This window comes from Spirosoma humi (genome assembly GCF_054776575.1).
This window is the reverse complement of record NZ_BAAHBR010000015.1, coordinates 1,076,793-1,094,474: the sequence shown is the minus strand read 5'-3', so window position 1 is coordinate 1,094,474 and position 17,682 is coordinate 1,076,793. Positions and strand designations below refer to the sequence as shown.

General features: G+C 49.1%; 14 protein-coding genes. 7 read left to right on the top strand and 7 right to left on the bottom strand.

Annotated features, from left to right (window positions below; translation table 11 throughout):
* Positions 1-43: 43 nt before the first annotated feature.
* The 3 genes from ACYU8Y_RS20870 to selD all read right to left on the bottom strand — a co-directional run bounded on the left by ACYU8Y_RS20870 (position 44) and on the right by selD (position 2,705).
* Entirely contained in the window at positions 44-745 is a 702-nt protein-coding gene (locus ACYU8Y_RS20870; RefSeq protein ID WP_460940027.1) for an SAM-dependent methyltransferase, read from the bottom strand.
* The gene (locus ACYU8Y_RS20865) at positions 745-1,515 is read right to left on the bottom strand and encodes an alpha/beta fold hydrolase (RefSeq protein WP_460940026.1); all 771 of its coding nucleotides are present in this window, start codon (positions 1,513-1,515) and stop codon (positions 745-747) included. Before ACYU8Y_RS20865 ends, ACYU8Y_RS20870 begins: the two co-directional genes overlap by 1 nt.
* A 110-nt stretch (positions 1,516-1,625) precedes the next feature.
* Positions 1,626-2,705 carry a selenide, water dikinase SelD gene (gene selD / locus ACYU8Y_RS20860; RefSeq protein ID WP_460940025.1) on the bottom strand — a complete coding sequence of 360 codons (1,080 nt, stop codon included), beginning with the start codon at positions 2,703-2,705 and terminating at the stop codon, positions 1,626-1,628.
* A gap of 327 nt (positions 2,706-3,032) precedes the next feature.
* Here selD and ACYU8Y_RS20855 point away from each other — a divergent pair, with 327 nt between their 5' ends.
* The 3 genes from ACYU8Y_RS20855 (at position 3,033) to ACYU8Y_RS20845 (ending at position 8,616) form a co-directional block, all read left to right on the top strand.
* Complete coding sequence (locus tag ACYU8Y_RS20855; protein ID WP_460940024.1) at positions 3,033-6,413, top strand: TonB-dependent receptor; 3,381 nt, start codon at positions 3,033-3,035, stop codon at positions 6,411-6,413.
* 72 nt (positions 6,414-6,485) lie between these two features.
* Positions 6,486-7,352 carry a glycerophosphodiester phosphodiesterase family protein gene (locus ACYU8Y_RS20850; protein WP_460940023.1) on the top strand — a complete coding sequence of 289 codons (867 nt, stop codon included), beginning with the start codon at positions 6,486-6,488 and terminating at the stop codon, positions 7,350-7,352.
* A 13-nt stretch (positions 7,353-7,365) separates the two neighbouring features.
* Positions 7,366-8,616: a ComEC/Rec2 family competence protein gene (locus tag ACYU8Y_RS20845; RefSeq protein ID WP_460940022.1), complete on the top strand. Its 1,251-nt coding sequence runs from the start codon at positions 7,366-7,368 to the stop codon at positions 8,614-8,616.
* Positions 8,617-8,618: 2 nt separating this feature from the next.
* Here the strand turns inward: ACYU8Y_RS20845 and ACYU8Y_RS20840 are convergent, their stop codons facing one another.
* A complete protein-coding gene (locus ACYU8Y_RS20840; RefSeq protein WP_460940021.1) occupies positions 8,619-9,614 on the bottom strand; it encodes a patatin-like phospholipase family protein in 996 nt (331 codons plus the stop codon).
* A gap of 282 nt (positions 9,615-9,896) precedes the next feature.
* Between ACYU8Y_RS20840 and ACYU8Y_RS20835 the strand changes: the two genes are divergently transcribed.
* Complete coding sequence (locus ACYU8Y_RS20835; protein ID WP_460940020.1) at positions 9,897-10,871, top strand: polyprenyl synthetase family protein; 975 nt, start codon at positions 9,897-9,899, stop codon at positions 10,869-10,871.
* 22 nt (positions 10,872-10,893) lie between these two features.
* Here the strand turns inward: ACYU8Y_RS20835 and ACYU8Y_RS20830 are convergent, their stop codons facing one another.
* Complete coding sequence (locus tag ACYU8Y_RS20830) at positions 10,894-11,685, bottom strand: sterol desaturase family protein (protein WP_460940019.1); 792 nt, start codon at positions 11,683-11,685, stop codon at positions 10,894-10,896.
* A 206-nt stretch (positions 11,686-11,891) separates the two neighbouring features.
* Between ACYU8Y_RS20830 and pafA the strand changes: the two genes are divergently transcribed.
* Positions 11,892-13,562, top strand: coding sequence for an alkaline phosphatase PafA (pafA, locus tag ACYU8Y_RS20825; RefSeq protein WP_460940018.1), 1,671 nt, complete (start codon positions 11,892-11,894; stop codon positions 13,560-13,562).
* A gap of 38 nt (positions 13,563-13,600) precedes the next feature.
* On the opposite strand, the gene ACYU8Y_RS20820 is transcribed toward pafA, so the two are convergent.
* A complete protein-coding gene (locus tag ACYU8Y_RS20820; protein WP_460940017.1) occupies positions 13,601-14,383 on the bottom strand; it encodes a biotin--[acetyl-CoA-carboxylase] ligase in 783 nt (260 codons plus the stop codon).
* Between the two features lie 111 nt (positions 14,384-14,494).
* On the opposite strand from ACYU8Y_RS20820, the gene rsfS reads away from it, so the two are divergent.
* Together rsfS and ftsH are read left to right on the top strand one after the other, a co-directional pair.
* Complete coding sequence (gene rsfS / locus ACYU8Y_RS20815) at positions 14,495-14,890, top strand: ribosome silencing factor (protein ID WP_460940016.1); 396 nt, start codon at positions 14,495-14,497, stop codon at positions 14,888-14,890.
* Positions 14,891-15,104: 214 nt separating this feature from the next.
* Entirely contained in the window at positions 15,105-17,132 is a 2,028-nt protein-coding gene (gene ftsH, locus ACYU8Y_RS20810; protein ID WP_460940015.1) for an ATP-dependent zinc metalloprotease FtsH, read from the top strand.
* 48 nt (positions 17,133-17,180) lie between these two features.
* Here the strand turns inward: ftsH and ACYU8Y_RS20805 are convergent, their stop codons facing one another.
* Positions 17,181-17,672, bottom strand: coding sequence for a metallophosphoesterase family protein (locus ACYU8Y_RS20805; protein ID WP_460940014.1), 492 nt, complete (start codon positions 17,670-17,672; stop codon positions 17,181-17,183).
* Positions 17,673-17,682: the final 10 nt, after the last annotated feature.

Below are 17,682 nucleotides of genomic sequence, written 5' to 3'. Positions count from 1 at the left end.
GCTGCGAACGGTACGTGAAAATATCGGCCCAGCCACAGTCTCCTTACAAAAGTAGAAACACTGTTGGTTTTTTACGTAAATCCGGCACTTGTGTTTTCCATTCGCGGATGGTCATTGTGCGGATGAAGGCATCGGGGGCAGTTATGTTGCAGGCAACACACAGGCGCGTATTACCCTGGCAGTTAGCCAGTGTGTCGGCAAATAGGGCATCGTTGCGATAAGGTGTTTCCATGAAAATCTGGGTTTGCTGCCGTTGCTGAGCTTCTTTTTCGAGAAAACGCAGTGCCCGCGCTCGGTCCTGCCGTTCGATGGGGAGGTAGCCATGAAAGACGAACGACTGGCCACTCATGCCCGAAGCCATCAGAGCCAGTAAAATAGACGATGGCCCCACCAGCGGCTCGACCCGCCAGCCCAAAGTATGGGCCATGCTGACCACCACCGAGCCGGGGTCTGCCACGCCGGGGCAACCCGCTTCGGATAGGACGCCCGCGTTCCGCTTCCGTTCCATCAACTCCTGAATCTGACGGCGGGTATCGGCCGGGGGCGTATCTTTGTCGAGGTCGAAAAACGTCGTTTCATCAATGACACGACTTGTTTTCAGTCCGCTGATAAAGCGTCGGCCCGATCGGGCATTCTCGACAAAGTAGGCATCCGTTTTTTCAATCACTTCCCGGATATAGGGGGGCAGCACTTTATCGGCCGTGTCGTCGGCGAGGAGGGTAGGTATAAGGTATAAAGTTGGCATTAGCTCGTTATAAAATTCATCAGTACGTCAACAAACTCAACCGGCTTTTCAGCCTGTACCCAGTGGCCTGCACCCTGAATCGTCTGGACTTGGGCGTTTGGGAAAATTCGCTTGATTTCCGGGAGGTCTTCGTCTGTAATGTACGGCGATTCGCTGCCGCGAATAAATAAGGTCGGCGTCGTTACGATGCTGGGATTGGTTAGCTGTTCGCCAATGCCATGCAATTCCCGTTCGATAACCGGAATATTGATCCGCCAGTCGAATACGCCCTGTTCGTTGCGGTACAGGTTCTTTAACAAAAATTGCCGTACGGCCAGTATCGGTTCGTACGCTTGTAAAACAGCGTCGGCTTCATTACGCCCCTTGATGCCCAGCAGGTTGACTGCTTTCAAGCCACGTATGATTTCGGCATGATGAATCGGGTAAAATTTGGGGGCAATATCTACGACGACAAGTTTCTCGAACGTGCCCGGATAGGCCATTGCATACTGCATCACGGTTTTTCCGCCCATAGAGTGGCCTACCAGAATGGGCTTATCAATACGGTGATCGGTCAGGAATTCCCTCAGGTCGGCGGCCATGTTCTGGTAATCCTGGTCGTCAGCCCGGGGCGACTGCCCATGATTGCGTTGATCGAGAAGAAAAACCCGGTATCCTTTAGCGGCAATAGCTTTGCTGTTGGTTAGCCAGTTGTCTGAGGAGCCAAAAAGGCCATGAAGAATGACAATGGCCGGTCCGGTTTCGCCCGTTTGGCGGAAGAATAATTTCATTGATTTAAAGAGTAAAAGAGCAAATTAAAGAGCGAAAGAATGAAAGAGTGAATAAGCGCTCACACCAAGTGCCACTTTTTCGCTTATTCACTCTTTCATTCTTTCGCTTTTTAAATTACGTATACGACCTTTTCCCGTGGCTCTACCAGTTCGCCAAACGCGTGCAGGTCAAAGCCATTTTCGCGGGCTACCCGCTCAAATTCTATTGTACTATCCGGTTCAACAGCAATGAGCAATCCGCCTGATGTTTGTGGATCCGCGAGAATGTATTTCTGTATTTCGGTTAGTTCGCTGATTTTATGACCATAACTCTCCCAGTTACGAACGGTGCCGCCGGGGAAGCTTTTCTGAGCCAGATACTCCTCGATAATGGGCAGCTTCGGTACGTCTTCAACGGTCAGAACGGCACTTAGACCAGACCCTTCGGCCATTTCGGTGAGGTGCCCCAGCAAGCCAAAGCCTGTTACATCCGTCAACGATTTTATATAGGGCAACTTGCCCAGAACGGCACCAAAGCTATTTAGCTTGGCCATTTGCGCGGGAGCAATGTCGGCGTGTTCGGGCTTTAAAATTCCTTTCTTCTGGGCAGTTGTCAGAATACCGACGCCAAGCGGTTTGGTTAGGTATAATTTACAGCCCACGGTAGCGGTATTGTTCTGCTTTAAGTGGTCGAGCCGAACCTTCCCCGTAACAGCCAGCCCAAAAATGGGTTCGGGTGAGTCGATGCTATGTCCACCAGCCAGTGGAATGCCGGCTTCCTGGCAAATGGCCCGAGCACCTTCCATCACCTGTCCGGCTACTTCGGGTGGCAGTTTATCCAGCGGCCAGCCCAAAATCGCAATGGCCATAATGGGTTCGCCCCCCATGGCATACACATCGCTAATGGCATTGGCCGATGCTATCCGTCCGAAGTCGAAAGCATCATCGACGATGGGCATAAAAAAATCGGTCGTACTGATAATGGCGTCTCCATTGCCCATATCCATTACAGCTGCATCGTCGCGGGAATCATTTCCTACGAGCAACCGGGTGTTGATCGGTAAACGTTCCGAAGCAAGCGTTGAGCCGTTGGGGCCACTCGTTTTCCCATGAAGAATCCGATCCAGAATTTTGGGCGAAATTTTACAGCCGCAGCCCGCTCCGTGGCTATACTGAGTTAGTTTAAAGGCAGTCGTTTCGGTTGACGTCATAACGGGACAAAACTAAGATAGAAAAACGGGAGTAAGGCCAAAAACCAGTCTTGTAAGTACATCGTCGGCCGATGAATGGTTCTATTGAGCGCGTAAAGCTATCTATGTGGTTGCGTGGGCATAACAATATGATAATGCTAAGATATTGAATGTATCCAGTCTTAAATAGACTTATTTGTGGATATTTGCCTACATCCTTTCGTATGTTGGTACTTTTTTAAGAAGACGTACTTCGGAGATCAAAAAAATAAAGCATATTTGTCTTTAAATTAATAACCTGATTGAGAGGGTAACATCTCAACGCGTACTAACTAAAAAAACACTTCTATGTCTAAAAAACTACTGCAATTTCGAGTGGCATTGATGCTGATCGGCAGTATTCTCCTGGCTGTGCTTGGTGGAAGCGTAGCCAAAGCTCAGGTAACGACTGCTGTCATCGATGGTCTTGTGACCGACGATAAAGGCGGAGCTCTACCGGGTGCAACAGTAGTGGCTATTCACGAGCCGTCGGGTAGCCGTTATGGTACAACCACAAACGCATCGGGTCGCTATACGCTGCCAGGTGTGCGGGTAGGTGGACCGTTCAAAGTAACCGCCACGTTTGTTGGCTTCAAAGATCAGGTGGTTGATGGGGTTTTTACCAACTTGGGTACATCGTCGGATGTGAGCTTTAAAATGGCTGACAACAGCAACCAGTTGTCAGAAGTAGTCGTTTCGGGCAACCAGAACGGCATTATCAGTTCGAACCGTACGGGTGCAGCTACATCGTATGGTCGGGCAACGATCAACACGATTCCAACGATTGGCCGTACACTGAACGACATCACCAAATATAACGCCTATGGTAATGGCCAGTCATTCGGTGGTCAGGATCCCCGCTTCAACAACATCACCATTGACGGAGCCGTATTCAATAACGGTTTCGGTTTGGGCAGTTCCGCAATAGCGGGTGGCCGGACAGGTACAACGGCCGTTTCATTGGATGCTCTGGACGAGATTCAACTGAACGTAGCGCCTTATGATGTTCGGCAAACCGGTTTTTCGGGAGCGGGCATCAACGCTGTAACGCGTTCAGGAACGAACGATTTTTCGGGATCGGCCTATTATCTGTTCCAGAACAGCAGCTTGGCTGGTAAAAAGGCGGATGGCAGAGACCTGGCACCAGTTACTATCGATAAAAAAACAACGGGTTTTCGCCTAGGCGGGCCGATCATCAAGAACAAGTTGTTCTTCTTTGTAAACGTGGAGCAATTCAAAAGCAGCGTACCCGCGCTGGATTTTGTGGCTGATCGTGGGACGGGAACTGCTGGTAACGTATCGCGTGTAACAGCAGCTGATCTGGAAGACTTGAGCTCGTTCATGAAGACGAACTTCAATCGCGACCTCGGTGCGATTGACAACTTCAACAACCAAGTTAAGAGTACGAAGGGCCTGATTCGGCTTGACTATAACATCAACGACAATCACAAACTGTCGGTACGTTATTCTCACCACGATTCTAAATCAGATCAGGCAATCAGTAACAGTAGCAGCAGCAACACCGCTGGTAATGGCAACCGGACAGGTTATGCTTCTTCTGGTTATGCTGGTAACCTGGCCCTTTCTCCGCAAAATACAGGCTATCAGATTGCCGATAATACCCGGTCGATAGCAGCCGAATTGAACTCTACATTTGGCGGTAAATTTGCCAACAAACTGGTTGCTACCTACAACAAACAAATTGAAGACCGGACGTATCTAACCAGTGTGTTTCCGACCATTGATATTCTGAAAGATGGAACGACATACACCTCTATCGGTTTCGATCCGTTTACGCCTAACAACAAGCTGAATTATTCGACACTGAACGTTACCGATAACTTCAGCTATTTTGCGGGTAAGCACACGCTTACATTTGGGTTGTCGTATGAGAAGTACACGTCCAATAACGTATTCTTCCCGGCTTCCAACGGCGTATACGTATACAACTCAATCGCTGATTTCAAAGCGGCAGCGCTGGCATCTATAAGCAACCCGACAGCAACAACATCGCCTGTTACATTGAATCGCTATAACCTGCGTTACTCGCTGGTACCCGGTGGGGCTGAACCACTGCAGACGCTGCACCGGACTACCTACAGTGCTTATGTGCAGGATGAGTTCCAGATCAACCCGTCCTTTAAACTGACAGCTGGTGTTCGGGCCGATATTTTTGCCTACGATAATTCGACTGCCGAAGCGTTTAACAACGCTAAAGTAGCTAGCCTTACTTACAAAGACGAGAATGGGGCTGATTACAAACTCAATACCGGTGCGTTTCCAAAAGCTCGTCTGCTGGTTTCTCCCCGTGTTGGTTTCAACTGGGACGTAAAAGGGGATAGAACGACTCAGATTCGCGGTGGTAGTGGTCTGTTCGTGTCACGTATTCCGGAAGTATTGGTATCGAACCAGTTGGGTAACAATGGTGTAAACACCGGTGTGTTCAATATCCTGAATGCAAACGTTCCATTCGTTACGGATCCAAGTAAATTGCCAGCAGGTGTATTGCCGCCAATTACGTCAGACGTTCAGAGTTTGTCGGGCTATGCCGTCAACGCAACGGATCCTAACCTGAAGTATCCTACTGTTTGGAAGACAAATATTGCGATTGACCAGCGTTTGCCCTGGGGTTTGGTAGGAACGGTAGAAGTGATTTACAACAAGACGTTACAAGCTTTACGGTACATCGATGCCAACTTGAAAGCACCAGACCGTCAGTTGAGCGGACCTGATACCCGGAGCCGGTTTCCTGCATCGGGTATAACAGGCAATGCCGCTATCAACGCAGCCCGTTATATCAATTCAACCAATACAAACGCGTTTGTACTGAAAAATACAAACCAGGGTAGTTCCTATACGTTTACGGCTAAACTTGAGAAGCCAGCCAGCAATGGTTTCGGTGGCATGTTGGCCTACACGTATGGCCTGTCGAGGGATCTGATGTCGGTTGGTAGCACGGTTGTTGGTAATACGCCCACGGTTGCCGGCCAGAATTACCTGACCCTGTCGTATGGCGATAATGACCTGCGTCACCGGATTATCGGGTACATCAATTACCGGATCAATTACGGTGGTAAATTTGGTGGGTCTACGACCTTCACCCTGGGTGGTACGTCTACCAGCGGGTATAAGCAATCGTACACATACGGTAGTGACCTAAACGGCGACGGTCAGATCAATGACCTGATCTATGTTCCGAAGACAGCCTCCGAGTTGACGTTCTCTGCACTCCCGGTAGGAACTGGAGCATCCGCTGTAACCTATTCGCCGGAGCAGCAACAGGCTGCTTTCGATGCGTACATCAATGGTAACGATTATCTGAAAACCCGTCGTGGTCAGTACGCAGAACGGAATGGTGGATTTGCTCCCTGGTTGACTCGTTTTGATTTCTCGGCTATCCAGGAGTTTTACATCAAAACGGGAGCTAAAGGAACAAGACACAGCATCCAGTTCCGGGCCGACATCCTGAATGCGGGTAACCTGCTCAACAACAAATGGGGTGTAGGCTGGATTCCGACAACAGCTAACCCATTGGCTCTGGTAGGTGTAAGCGCTGCAGGTTTACCAACGTATCGTCTGGCTACCCAAACGGTGAACGGTACGACAACTTTGTTGAAAGATTCATTTGTTAAAAGTGTAACGATTGATAACGTTTGGCAGGCACAGCTTGGCGTTCGTTACTCATTCTAAAAATATGAATTGATTGCCTGTAAATCCCCCGCACAACGCTTGTGACGGGGGATTTTTTTTGACGGATTTTTTATGAAAACAACCTACCTCTTTTTATTAGCTTTCCTGCTGGCGTATGCGGGAGTAGCACAAACGCAGAACCGGTTTCACGATAGCCAGACCGTTGATGCCTATTTCAAGTACAACGCGACCCGTAAGCAGCCGCTCATTTTGGCGCATCGGGGTGGGCCAGGATTGGCCGATACGGAGAACTCAATTACTACCTTCGGTAAGACCGCCAAAGCATTACCCAATGCTATTATTGAACTGGACGTTCGCCTGACGAGCGACGGTGGCTTTGTTTTATTACACGATCCTACTTTGGATCGGGAATCGGACGCTACCGGACCCGTAGCAGAAAAAACACTGGCTGAGCTTAAGCCCGTTAAGCTCAAAACCCTGGATGGGAAGCTAACCGATCAGTCGATACCAACCTTTACGGACGTACTCAACTGGAACAAAAACCGGTATATGCTGGCGCTGGATGTGAAACCCGGCACGGACCCGTTGCTGGTGATGGCGGAAGTTGAAAAATATAAAGCTGTGCATTCTGTTTTTGTCATCTGCTATTCGATGGCCGAGGCCCAGAAGGTTCGCGATCGGTATCCATCGCTTTGGCTGGCTGTTGGGGTGAATGATATGGCTGGTTTGGAGCGGCTCGAAAGCAGTTCATTAGCTGCCGGACGTTTGATTGCTCTGACGCCACAGAAGCTGCAGCCGGTTTCTTTTTACGAACGGCTGCACAAACTCGGTGTTTTGGCGTCTGTTGGCACATACGGTCCGGGCCAGCCGGATGAAAAGCCTCTGCAGGAAGCAGCTGCTGCCTACCGCGATGTTGTGAAGCAGGGCGGTGACATTATTACAACAGATCGCCCACTGGAAGTGTCCGGTTTATTTTAATCGTTTATTCCGAATGCCATTCGCCCGACTCGTATCACTCATCGTTGCTCTGTTCATTACGATAACGGGCTTAGCCCAGCAAGTGGGAAAACCGCTCTCTGTCTGGCAATCCGGTTACCTCGATATTCATCAGATTAATACGGGGCAGGGCAACGCCAGCTTTATCGTGTTTCCCGATGGCACCAGTTTGCTGGTGGATGCCGGAGGAATTAATCCAATAGATTGGCGAACGAACAAACCACGAAATAATCCAGTCAAGCCCAACGCTACCCGGCAGGCGGGGGAATGGATTGCCCGGTATGTGCGGAATGTATTACGTTTCCAAAATGAGCCAGCCATCGACTACGCGATCGTTACGCATTTCCACGACGATCATATGGGGTCACCCTTAAACAGGACGAAGCGGGGAGCGGGCGGATATGTGCTGACGGGCATAACGGAGGTAGGCGACCATGTGCCTATTCGCAAGCTTCTGGACCGTGGCTGGCCTACTTATTCTTACCCGCGTTCTCAGGATACAGATTCGATGGTCGCCAATTATCGTCGGTTTCTGGCCTGGCAAGTGCAGCACAAAGGAATGGTTGTCGAACCATTCAAAGCCGGACGAAACGATCAGGTAACCCTCCTTTCACACCCTGAAAAGTACGCGGTGGAGGTCAGGAATATAGCCGTCAATGGAGAACTATGGACGGGAAAGGGAACGGCTACGCAAACGCTTTTCCCCGATTTAACCGCTTTAAAAGCCGCTGATTACCCAAACGAAAATATGTGTAGCATTGCCTTTCAGATCCGATATGGCGCCTTCGACTACTTTTCGGGCGGTGATATTCAGGGCGTTCTTCAGTTTGGCGCACCTGCCTGGCATGACGTAGAAACGCCGATTGCCAGGGTAGTTAGGCCGGTAGATGTCCAACTCGTAGACCATCATGGGTATGCCGATTCGCAGAATGGTGCGCTGGTAGCCAGTTTACGGCCGCGTGTTTTTATTATTCCTGCCTGGGCATCTTCCCATCCGGGGCGCGATGTTCTGGAGCGTCTCTTTTCTGAACAGATCTATACCGGTCCACGCGATGTATTCGCCACGAATCTGCTTGACGAAGCAAAAGCCGGTATCGGCGATTGGCTGCCGAAGCTAAAAAGTCAATCGGGTCATGTGGTCATCCGGGTTAAGCCCGGTGGCGAATCATACCACGTACTGGTTTTGGATGATACCACAGAATTCTACACGGTAAAAACTATTGAAGGACCTTACCGGTCGCGCTAAAATCAGGGTAACGTTGTCGGGTTCGTGCTCAGACGCTTTTGTTTCAGCGTTTCGGTGCCAGCCTGGTAGCCCTGAACGATCATGCGGCCAATGTCGTCGGAGGTGAATTTCATCAGGTTGAGGTAGAGTGGCTCAGTAGGTCGGACGATCATCAGGTTCAGATCTCGGCCATTGAGATGTTCCCGATTGGCAAATCGTTCGGCCCAGGCAATGTCGTTGTTGACCAATTGGTTGACGGTAATATCCTTCACCCGGTCCATCAGGTTCAACAGGTTCCGGTAGTTAAACTTCTCATTATAAATCTTTTTGGCATGGCAGGCTACGCAGGCAATGTCGGTGGCACGATCCTCGATAGCCACGCGCAGAGGGGCCACTTCCCGAAGACCGCCATCCAGAAAAGCGCGTCGATGGTCGCCCCCGATCTGTACGGCAGGCATTAGAAAAGGCAGTGAACTACTGGCATACACAAAGTCCAGAAAGTTAGGGTCGTGGGCATCGGCATAGAACATGTCGCCCTGAATAATATCAACGGCACCAACTTTAATTTTTACCGGTCCTGTCTTGATCGCTTCCACATCCACATGATTGCGAATCAGAGTCTGAATAGGGGAGTTGTCCAGTAAGCCATCAAAACGACTCATGATGGTATTGTAGCCCATCCGGAAACGAGATCGGATAACCGCAACATCGGCGGGTTTGGTAACGTTTCTAATCCAGAACTCGATCAAGTATTTGCCCACTTTTACCCAGTCAACCTGGCCTGTTTCGGTGTGCTGCCGGGCGGCTTCATTGGCAATAAAGGTGGCATTGAGGCTCCCCACCGAAATACCGTAGAGTTGATCGGGAACAAACCCCGATTCGAACAGGGCCATAACCGCTCCAACCTGAAAAGCCCCTTTCAGCGATCCTCCGCCAAGTACCAGAGCGCGTTGGGGGACAACTGTAGGGGCTGATATGGCTGCCTTATGGGGAAGGGGAGGAGTTGGATTATCGATCATACAGCAGTATAGCAGGTTATGTTAGGCGCATACACGAGCGGAAAGTTGATGCTTTTCGCTTAATAAACAAAACGAATGGGTAAGGTAACAGTTACTAAAGGGATACCTGGTTTTCTGAACGGCTTTTTCCGCGTCTGGGCTTTCCTTACTATACTTGCCGTAAAATAGGGGCCAGCACCGTTTATGCCAGCAAATGGATGTTCGTGCTGCTTCGTTGGCCAATTGGTAACTATCCTGGATTGAAAGCTGTTACCTGAATGCCGCTCACTCATAACTGAACCAATGCCTCTTACCGTCGCCGATATACAAGCCCCGATTGCTGCTGAAATGGAATTGTTTGAGCAGAAATTTAAGGGGCAAATGAAAAGCGATGTTATGCTGCTGGACCAAATCATGAATTATATCGTGAAGCGGAAAGGCAAGCAGTTGCGTCCCATGTTTGTCTTCCTGATGGCAGGGGTTTGCGGCCCCATTTCGGAAGCTACCTACCGGGGTGCCTCACTGATCGAACTGCTGCATACCGCCACCCTTGTTCACGACGATGTGGTCGATGAGTCCAATTACCGGCGTGGATTTTTTTCCATCAATGCGCTGTGGAAAAACAAAGTGGCGGTGCTGGTTGGCGATTACCTGCTCTCCCGTGGCTTGTTGCTTTCCGTGGATAACAACGATTTCGACCTGCTCCGGATTGTCTCAACCGCCGTTCGCGAATTAAGCGAAGGGGAGTTACTGCAGCTTTACAAAGCCCGCCGATTAGACATCACCGAAGATATTTATTACGAGATAATCCGTCAGAAAACGGCTTCGCTCATTGCGGCTTGCTGCGCCGTGGGAGCGCGTTCCGTCGGGGCCGACAAGGCACTCGTTGAGCAGGCACATAACTTCGGCGAAAAAGTAGGGATTGCCTTTCAGATCAAGGATGATTTGTTCGATTATGGGACCGCCGAAGTAGGGAAGCCGTTGGGCATCGACATTAAGGAGAAGAAAATGACGCTTCCATTAATCTATGCGCTGAATAAAAGTGGTTTTCTGGAAAAGCGCCGGATCATTAACATTATCAAGAATGAAAGCGAAAAGCCTAAAAAAGTAAATGAGGTAATCGCTTTCGTCAAAAACTCGGGTGGTATCGAATACGCCACCGAAGCGATGAACCAGTACGTTGCCGAAGCGCAAACGCTGCTGAATGTGTTCCCCGACTCTCCTTACCGGCAATCGCTGCATCAGTTAGTTCAGTACACGATTGACCGAAGCAAGTGAAGAATGTAGACTAATCAATTAGCTATTCTGCATTCTTCACTTGCTTCTGTGTTTTCTCCCCAAACAGCCGGTGAAAATCCGGGCTCTCGGTCCGCATCCACTTGTCCCAGAACGTGAAATACAGACCGTAGTTAAAGCGAAACTGCGCGTGATGGAGGCTGTGGTGCGTAGCGCCAATTAGCCAGCGCCCCAGCCAATGCCGATCAAAATCATGGGGGTAAACTTCCGTGTTCAGGTGATTAATGACGCTTGACAGCGTCATAATCATCAAAATCAGACCTACCGCCGAAATATGCAGAGGCAACACGAATGTCAGGGCTGGTATGATGATGGCTTGCAATGTGCTCTCGATCGGATGAAACGAAAAGGCTGTCCAGGGGGAAGTCGTAATACTGTCGTGGTGCGTTTTGTGTACCCATCGATACACGCCCGGGCGATGCATCCAGCGATGAAGCCAATAATAGTAAGTTTCGTGAATGAACAGCACGATGACGATACTGGCCGGGTACCAGATCAATGGGTAGCTGTTTATGTCCGTATAAATGGCCGTATAGCCGTTTTGATAAGCCAGAATAACAGCCACGGCAATACCTGTAAAGATCAGCGACGTAACGGCCGACCAGCCGATTTCCCGCCAATCCTGCCCCGCCTTTCTCGGCCGCGTTTGTACGGCCCGGTGGGCAAACTGGTCTTTCAGAGATACCTTGAATAGCCACCAGAAACCCAGCGAAAACAGCACGTATCGCCCGAAAACAGCGACAAAGAAAAGGAAGGCTGTTAGCCAAAACGTAGCCGGGCTGTTAATAACAATCATAGAAATGATGAAGCGATTTGTTAGTTAGTCAACCAGAGCCGGGCAGCAATGTTAGAAAAATAGTCTCCTTATTATCAATAATGAGCAAGAAAACTTTGTCTTGATCAAAATGACTTTACACACGCTTCATTTAGTTAGTTCGCTGACCCGTCAATTTGTTTGTACATTTGCCGTAAGTCCTGAATCATACAACAGAAACCGGCTTTATGCGCCTATTTATTTCAATTCTGGTGGTGTCTGTATTCACCACGGCGTCCTTCGCTCAATCCAAGAAAAACACGGTAACAACGGCTAAATCGAGTGCAGCTACCCAAACGTTGGCCAGGCCCAAATTAGTTGTCGGCATTGTCGTGGATCAGATGCGGTATGATTACTTGTACCGCTATTACGACAAATTTGGCGCGGGTGGATTTCGCCGAATGATGGATGGCGGTTTCAACGCCCGCAACAATCATTATCATTATGCCGCAACGTATACGGGCCCTGGTCATGCGGCTATTTATACCGGATCGGCTCCGGCGCTGAACGGTATCGTTGGTAACGACTTTTACGAACGCAACATTGGTCGGTTAATGTACTGCGCCGAAGATACAACGGTTAGTACGGTTGGCAACACGGGCGTCGCTGGTAAAATGTCGCCCCGGAACCTGCTGGTAACCACCATCGGTGACCAACTCAAACTAGCTACCGACGGACGAGCTAAGGTTATTGGCATTGCCCTGAAAGACAGAGGAGCTATTTTACCGGCTGGCCATGCTGCCAATGCCGCCTACTGGTTCGATTCTAAAGATGGTAACTTTATCAGTAGCACATTTTACCAGAAAGAACTGCCCAAATGGGTGCAGGAGTTCAATGCCCGTAAACTGCCCGATCAGTTCATAAGCCAGAAGTGGGAAGCCTCCCTGCCAATGGACAAATACACTGAAAGTACGATTGACGATGAGCCTTACGAGACAATTCTAGCCGGGGAGACCAAATCTGTTTTCCCGCATACATTTGCCATTCAGGCGGGTGGAAGCAAATATGAGCCATTGCGTACAAGCCCTTATGGTGATCAGATTACGAAGGAGTTTGCACTGGCTGCCCTGAAAAATGAACAACTGGGGCAGCGAGGCATTACGGATATGCTGTGCGTAAGTTTCTCGTCGCCCGACTACATTGGTCACGCCTTTGGTACACACGCCATTGAAACGGAAGACCAATACATTCGGCTTGATCAGCAATTGGCTGAGTTATTCAATCAGTTGGATGCTAGTGTGGGGAAAGGACAATGGGTAGCTTTTTTGTCCGCTGACCACGGTGTTGTCGACGCGCCGGGCTTCCTGCAGCAGAATCGGATTCCGGCAGGGGTGCGCAGTTATGGTGAAATTGGTGAGGTCGTAAAATCCACACTCGAAAAAGCGTACGGGCCCGGTCAATGGATGCTGTCGTACTTCAACCAGCAGGTCTACCTCAACCATGCCTTGATGACGGAGAAAAAAATTGCCATGCAGGATGTATACGAGTTGCTGCGAACCGTATTGCTCAAACAAAAAGCGGTTGTGAACGTCGTGAATTTGCATAACCTGGGTGCTGAAGCAATACCAAGCTTGCAGGAAAATCTGTTTCGGAACGTGTATCATCCAAACCGAAGTGGCGATTTCTATGTGATGCAACAACCCGGCTGGCTCGAAGGCCGCAACAAGGGCACAACCCACGGCACAACATACGCTTACGACACACACGTGCCATTTTTACTGTATGGCTGGGGTATCAAGCCAGGCCAGACGCTCCGCCGAACCCACGTTCACGACATTGCGCCAACGATCACCGCGTTGCTTAGCCTGCTCGAACCCAGTGGCTGCATCGGTAACCCGGTTGAGGAAGCGCTCAAATAACCAACCAGTGAAAGAGTGGATGGAGCCTGTTCACTCTTTCACTCCTTCATTCTTTCGCCTATCAGGAAGCTTACTTCTTTAAATCCGAAATGCTTCACCTCGCCATCAACGCTGATGGCTAGCCGTCCGCTGGGGTCTATACCACAAATTGTCCCCCTGAAATAACGACCTTCGCTTTCAAAGGTGTGCTCTTCCTGGTATCGGTATAAAATCTGTAAATAGTCTGTTTTGAGCGTATGGCGCTGGCCGGAAAGTAATTGTAGGTATCGTTGTTCCAGCGTCTCACAAAGCCGGTTGAGCAGACCGGATAAATCGTAAGCATTTGGCAGGGGAGCCTGACATTGTAACGACGTAGCCGTTGCGTAGCCGAATTCTGTCTGATTTACGTTTAGCCCTATACCCACGACCGACCAGGCAATATTGTAACCATGCAAGGTATTTTCAATCAAGATCCCGCCGAGTTTCTGATCATCGACGTAAATATCATTGGGCCATTTTATGCGTAATGAGTGACCGATCAAAGGTTGTAGCGCGTCGTAGATACCCAGTGAGATGGCCATATTGAGCCAGAATTGATCTGTTGCCATTAAGAAGGAAGGGCTCAGAATCAGCGAGAAGGTTAGGTTTTCGCCAGGCTTTGCTTCCCATTGATTGCCACGTTGTCCACGACCCGCCATTTGATTGTCGGTTATGACAAGTAGTCCTTCATTTGGGGCCGATTGGGCAATCAAAGCAGCCGCTTCGTCGTTAGTTGACTGACAGCTTGGCAGATATTGGATTATTTGTCCAATAAAAAGCGTTTTGGGATAGATTTTGTACAAAATATTGTATAGTTTAGTAGTAGAGAGTTGATGTATGGTGCTGCGGGCTTCTAAACACCCATAGGCAATGCACCCGCTGATTAGCTTATCGTGCAATGTTAAACCGAAAGCATGAGAATTAACAAAAACAGTGAATTTACCGCCGAGCAGATACGTGACTTTGTTGTTCGGGGCATGCAGGAAAAAAAAGGACAAGATATTGTCGTGATGGACCTGCGAAAAGTTAAGAATGCTATTTGCGATTATTTCGTTCTTTGCTCGGGTACCTCCGACACACAGATTGACGCTATATCGACTTCCGTAGAGGAAGAAGTCTATAAAGCCAGCAAGCAAGACCCCTGGCATAAGGAAGGTAAATTGAACCGAGAGTGGATTTTGCTTGATTATGTTGACGTAGTTGTTCACGTTTTCAAGAAAGATCGGCGCTCATTCTACGACCTTGAACAGCTTTGGGGAGATGCCGAGATTCATGTAATCGAAGATAACGATTTTGCCGTGGCGTCTTAAAATCAGTTTGTAAGCATTTTGCTGGTAAGATATTGATTTTTAGTGTTTTATGGTGAAATTGTGACGCAGCTGCTTTTGAATATAGTAATCGTGAACAGGCTCATTTTGGGCCGCTTATGGGGCTGACAGACCGTTCGTCCTAACCATTTCGTAGTAGAAACAATCATTCGCGAAACGGTGTTACCCTTGAAATCCGTTAGTACAACCTGAGGAAATGGCAGAAAATAATAAAAATCCGTTAGTACCCCGTGGTGGGCCACGTAAGCCCAACTTTCAGGGCTGGATTGTTGCATTGCTGATTGCCGCCATTCTTGGCATTACATTCTTTAACCGAAGTTCAGCTACGCGCGACATCACGCAAAAGCGATTTGAGCGTATGGTTAAAGACCACGAGGTTGCTGAAGCCATTGTTGTCAATGACAAGATAGCCGAAGTAACACTCACGCAACAGGCCGCCCAAAGCCCTAAATACCGAAATCTCTTTGCTGAGAAACCATATTTTGGCAATAACCAGGGACCACATTTTCAATTTCAAATCGCATCCGGCGAAACGTTCAAGAAAGATTTGGACTTGTTGCAGCAGGGCATGCCTGACAATGAGAAGATCGACCTCAAATTCGAAACACGAAGCGATTTTGGCAGTATTATTAGCACATGGGGTTTCCTCATTGTGATGATTCTGGCGATGTACTTCCTACTCGGACGTATGTCGGGAGCCGGTGGTCCGGGTGGTCAGATCTTTAATATTGGCAAGTCGAAGGCTGCGTTGTTTGATGCTGACAATAAGGTAAAGATTACGTTCAACGACGTTGCCGGGCTGGATGAAGCCAAGGAAGAAATTAAGGAAATCGTCGATTACCTGAAAAATCCAACCAAGTTTACCAAACTCGGAGCGAAGATTCCTAAAGGAGCCCTTTTAATTGGCCCTCCGGGTACAGGTAAGACGTTGTTAGCCAAAGCCGTAGCCGGCGAAGCAGGGGTTCCATTCTTCTCACTATCAGGGTCTGATTTCGTAGAAATGTTTGTTGGGGTGGGTGCCGCTCGGGTACGTGACTTGTTCAAACAGGCGAAAGAAAAAGCCCCCTGTATCATCTTTATCGACGAGATCGATGCGGTTGGTCGTTCACGAGGCCGTGGCTCTATGCCCGGTGCCAACGACGAACGTGAAAATACACTGAACTCTTTATTGGTCGAAATGGATGGATTTGCAACTGATTCCGGGATCATTATCCTGGCTGCTACAAACCGTCCTGATGTATTGGATCCTGCCTTGCAGCGTCCGGGCCGTTTCGACCGTCAGATCAGCATTGATAAGCCGGATATTATTGGTCGGGAAGCGATCTTCCGGGTTCACCTGAAGCCGATAAAATTGTCAGCCGATGTTGAGCCCAAAGAACTGGCTGCCCAAACACCCGGTTTTGCCGGAGCAGAAATCGCCAACGTTTGTAATGAAGCTGCCTTAATCGCTGCCCGTAGCGACAAAGAGTCGGTCGATATGAAAGATTTTCAGGATGCGATGGATCGTGTGATCGGTGGCCTGGAAAAGAAAAATAAAATCATTTCGCCGGAAGAAAAGGAAATTGTTGCTTACCATGAAGCAGGTCACGCCGTAGCTGGCTGGTATCTCGAACATGCCGATCCGCTCGTGAAAGTGTCGATTGTGCCGCGTGGGGTAGCTGCTCTTGGCTATGCGCAGTATCTGCCGCGTGAACAGTATCTGTATCGTACCGAACAACTTATGGACGAGATGGGTATGGCCTTGGGCGGCCGGGCTGCTGAAGACCTTATCTTTGGTAAGGTATCGACGGGCGCTCTGAGCGATCTGGAACGAATCACCAAGTTAGCGTACAGCATGGTGACTATGTATGGCATGAACGACAAAATCGGGAATGTATCGTTCTACGATTCCAAACAGTCGGATTACAACTTCAACAAGCCTTATTCCGAAGAGACGGCTAAGCATATTGATGAAGAAGTTCGTAAAATCATCAGTGCGGCATACGATCGGACGAAGAACCTGTTGAGTGAACACCGGGATGCCCTGGAAATTCTGGCTAAGGAATTGCTTGAGAAAGAGATTTTGTATCAAAATGATCTGGTACGTCTGATTGGCAATCGTCCGTTCGAACGGGAAACGGTTTACCAGGCTTACAAGAACAAAGGGGTAGCTGAAGAGGTGAAGGAAGAAATTGGTTTAGATTCTAAACCGGCTGAAACCGAGCCAGAATCGTTACCGATATAATTCGAATGACATAAAAAAAGGCGCTTCAATGAAGCGCCTTTTTTTATGTCATTTTTTACCTAGCTCAATGACCTGCATATCGAGAATCTTATCTGCATCAAGCGAGAACCGGATCACCGTTCGTATTTTGTGGAAACCAGTTTTGCCAGCCGCGCCGGGATTAATGAATAGCAAATTGTTTTTTGTGGGATCCCGTACGACCTTAAGAATGTGGGAGTGGCCACAAACAAATATGTCGGGGGGAGTGGCTGTCAGTGCAGGTCGTGTTGTTGGGTTGTAGGAGGGTGGCGTACCGCCGATATGCGTTATCCAGATATCCAGTCCTTCGAGTGTAAAGCGCTGATTGGCGGGTAAGTCGGATGATACCTTGTCAATGTTGCCGCTCACAACCCGTAAGGGGCGGAACGCCCGTAGTTGTTCAGCAACCGCCAGAAGTCCTACATCACCCGCATGCCATATTTCATCGCAGGATTCGAAGTGGGTGAAAATCTGTGGATCGAGGTAGCTATGGGTGTCTGACAATAGCCCTATTCGCGTCATACTGAAGTAG

Bases quoted from the DNA above. Each gene is read 5' to 3' on its own strand.
- selD (WP_460940025.1), bottom strand. From the start codon at position 2,705: ATGACGTCAACCGAAACGACTGCCTTTAAACTAACTCAGTATAGCCAC.
- ACYU8Y_RS20850 (WP_460940023.1), top strand. From the start codon at position 6,486: ATGAAAACAACCTACCTCTTTTTATTAGCTTTCCTGCTGGCGTATGCG.
- ftsH (WP_460940015.1), top strand. From the start codon at position 15,105: ATGGCAGAAAATAATAAAAATCCGTTAGTACCCCGTGGTGGGCCACGT.
- ACYU8Y_RS20865 (WP_460940026.1), bottom strand. From the start codon at position 1,515: ATGAAATTATTCTTCCGCCAAACGGGCGAAACCGGACCGGCCATTGTC.
- ACYU8Y_RS20835 (WP_460940020.1), top strand. From the start codon at position 9,897: ATGCCTCTTACCGTCGCCGATATACAAGCCCCGATTGCTGCTGAAATG.
- ACYU8Y_RS20855 (WP_460940024.1), top strand. From the start codon at position 3,033: ATGTCTAAAAAACTACTGCAATTTCGAGTGGCATTGATGCTGATCGGC.
- ACYU8Y_RS20840 (WP_460940021.1), bottom strand. From the start codon at position 9,614: ATGATCGATAATCCAACTCCTCCCCTTCCCCATAAGGCAGCCATATCA.
- ACYU8Y_RS20845 (WP_460940022.1), top strand. From the start codon at position 7,366: ATGCCATTCGCCCGACTCGTATCACTCATCGTTGCTCTGTTCATTACG.
- rsfS (WP_460940016.1), top strand. From the start codon at position 14,495: ATGAGAATTAACAAAAACAGTGAATTTACCGCCGAGCAGATACGTGAC.
- ACYU8Y_RS20830 (WP_460940019.1), bottom strand. From the start codon at position 11,685: ATGATTGTTATTAACAGCCCGGCTACGTTTTGGCTAACAGCCTTCCTT.
- pafA (WP_460940018.1), top strand. From the start codon at position 11,892: ATGCGCCTATTTATTTCAATTCTGGTGGTGTCTGTATTCACCACGGCG.
- ACYU8Y_RS20805 (WP_460940014.1), bottom strand. From the start codon at position 17,672: ATGACGCGAATAGGGCTATTGTCAGACACCCATAGCTACCTCGATCCA.
- ACYU8Y_RS20870 (WP_460940027.1), bottom strand. From the start codon at position 745: ATGCCAACTTTATACCTTATACCTACCCTCCTCGCCGACGACACGGCC.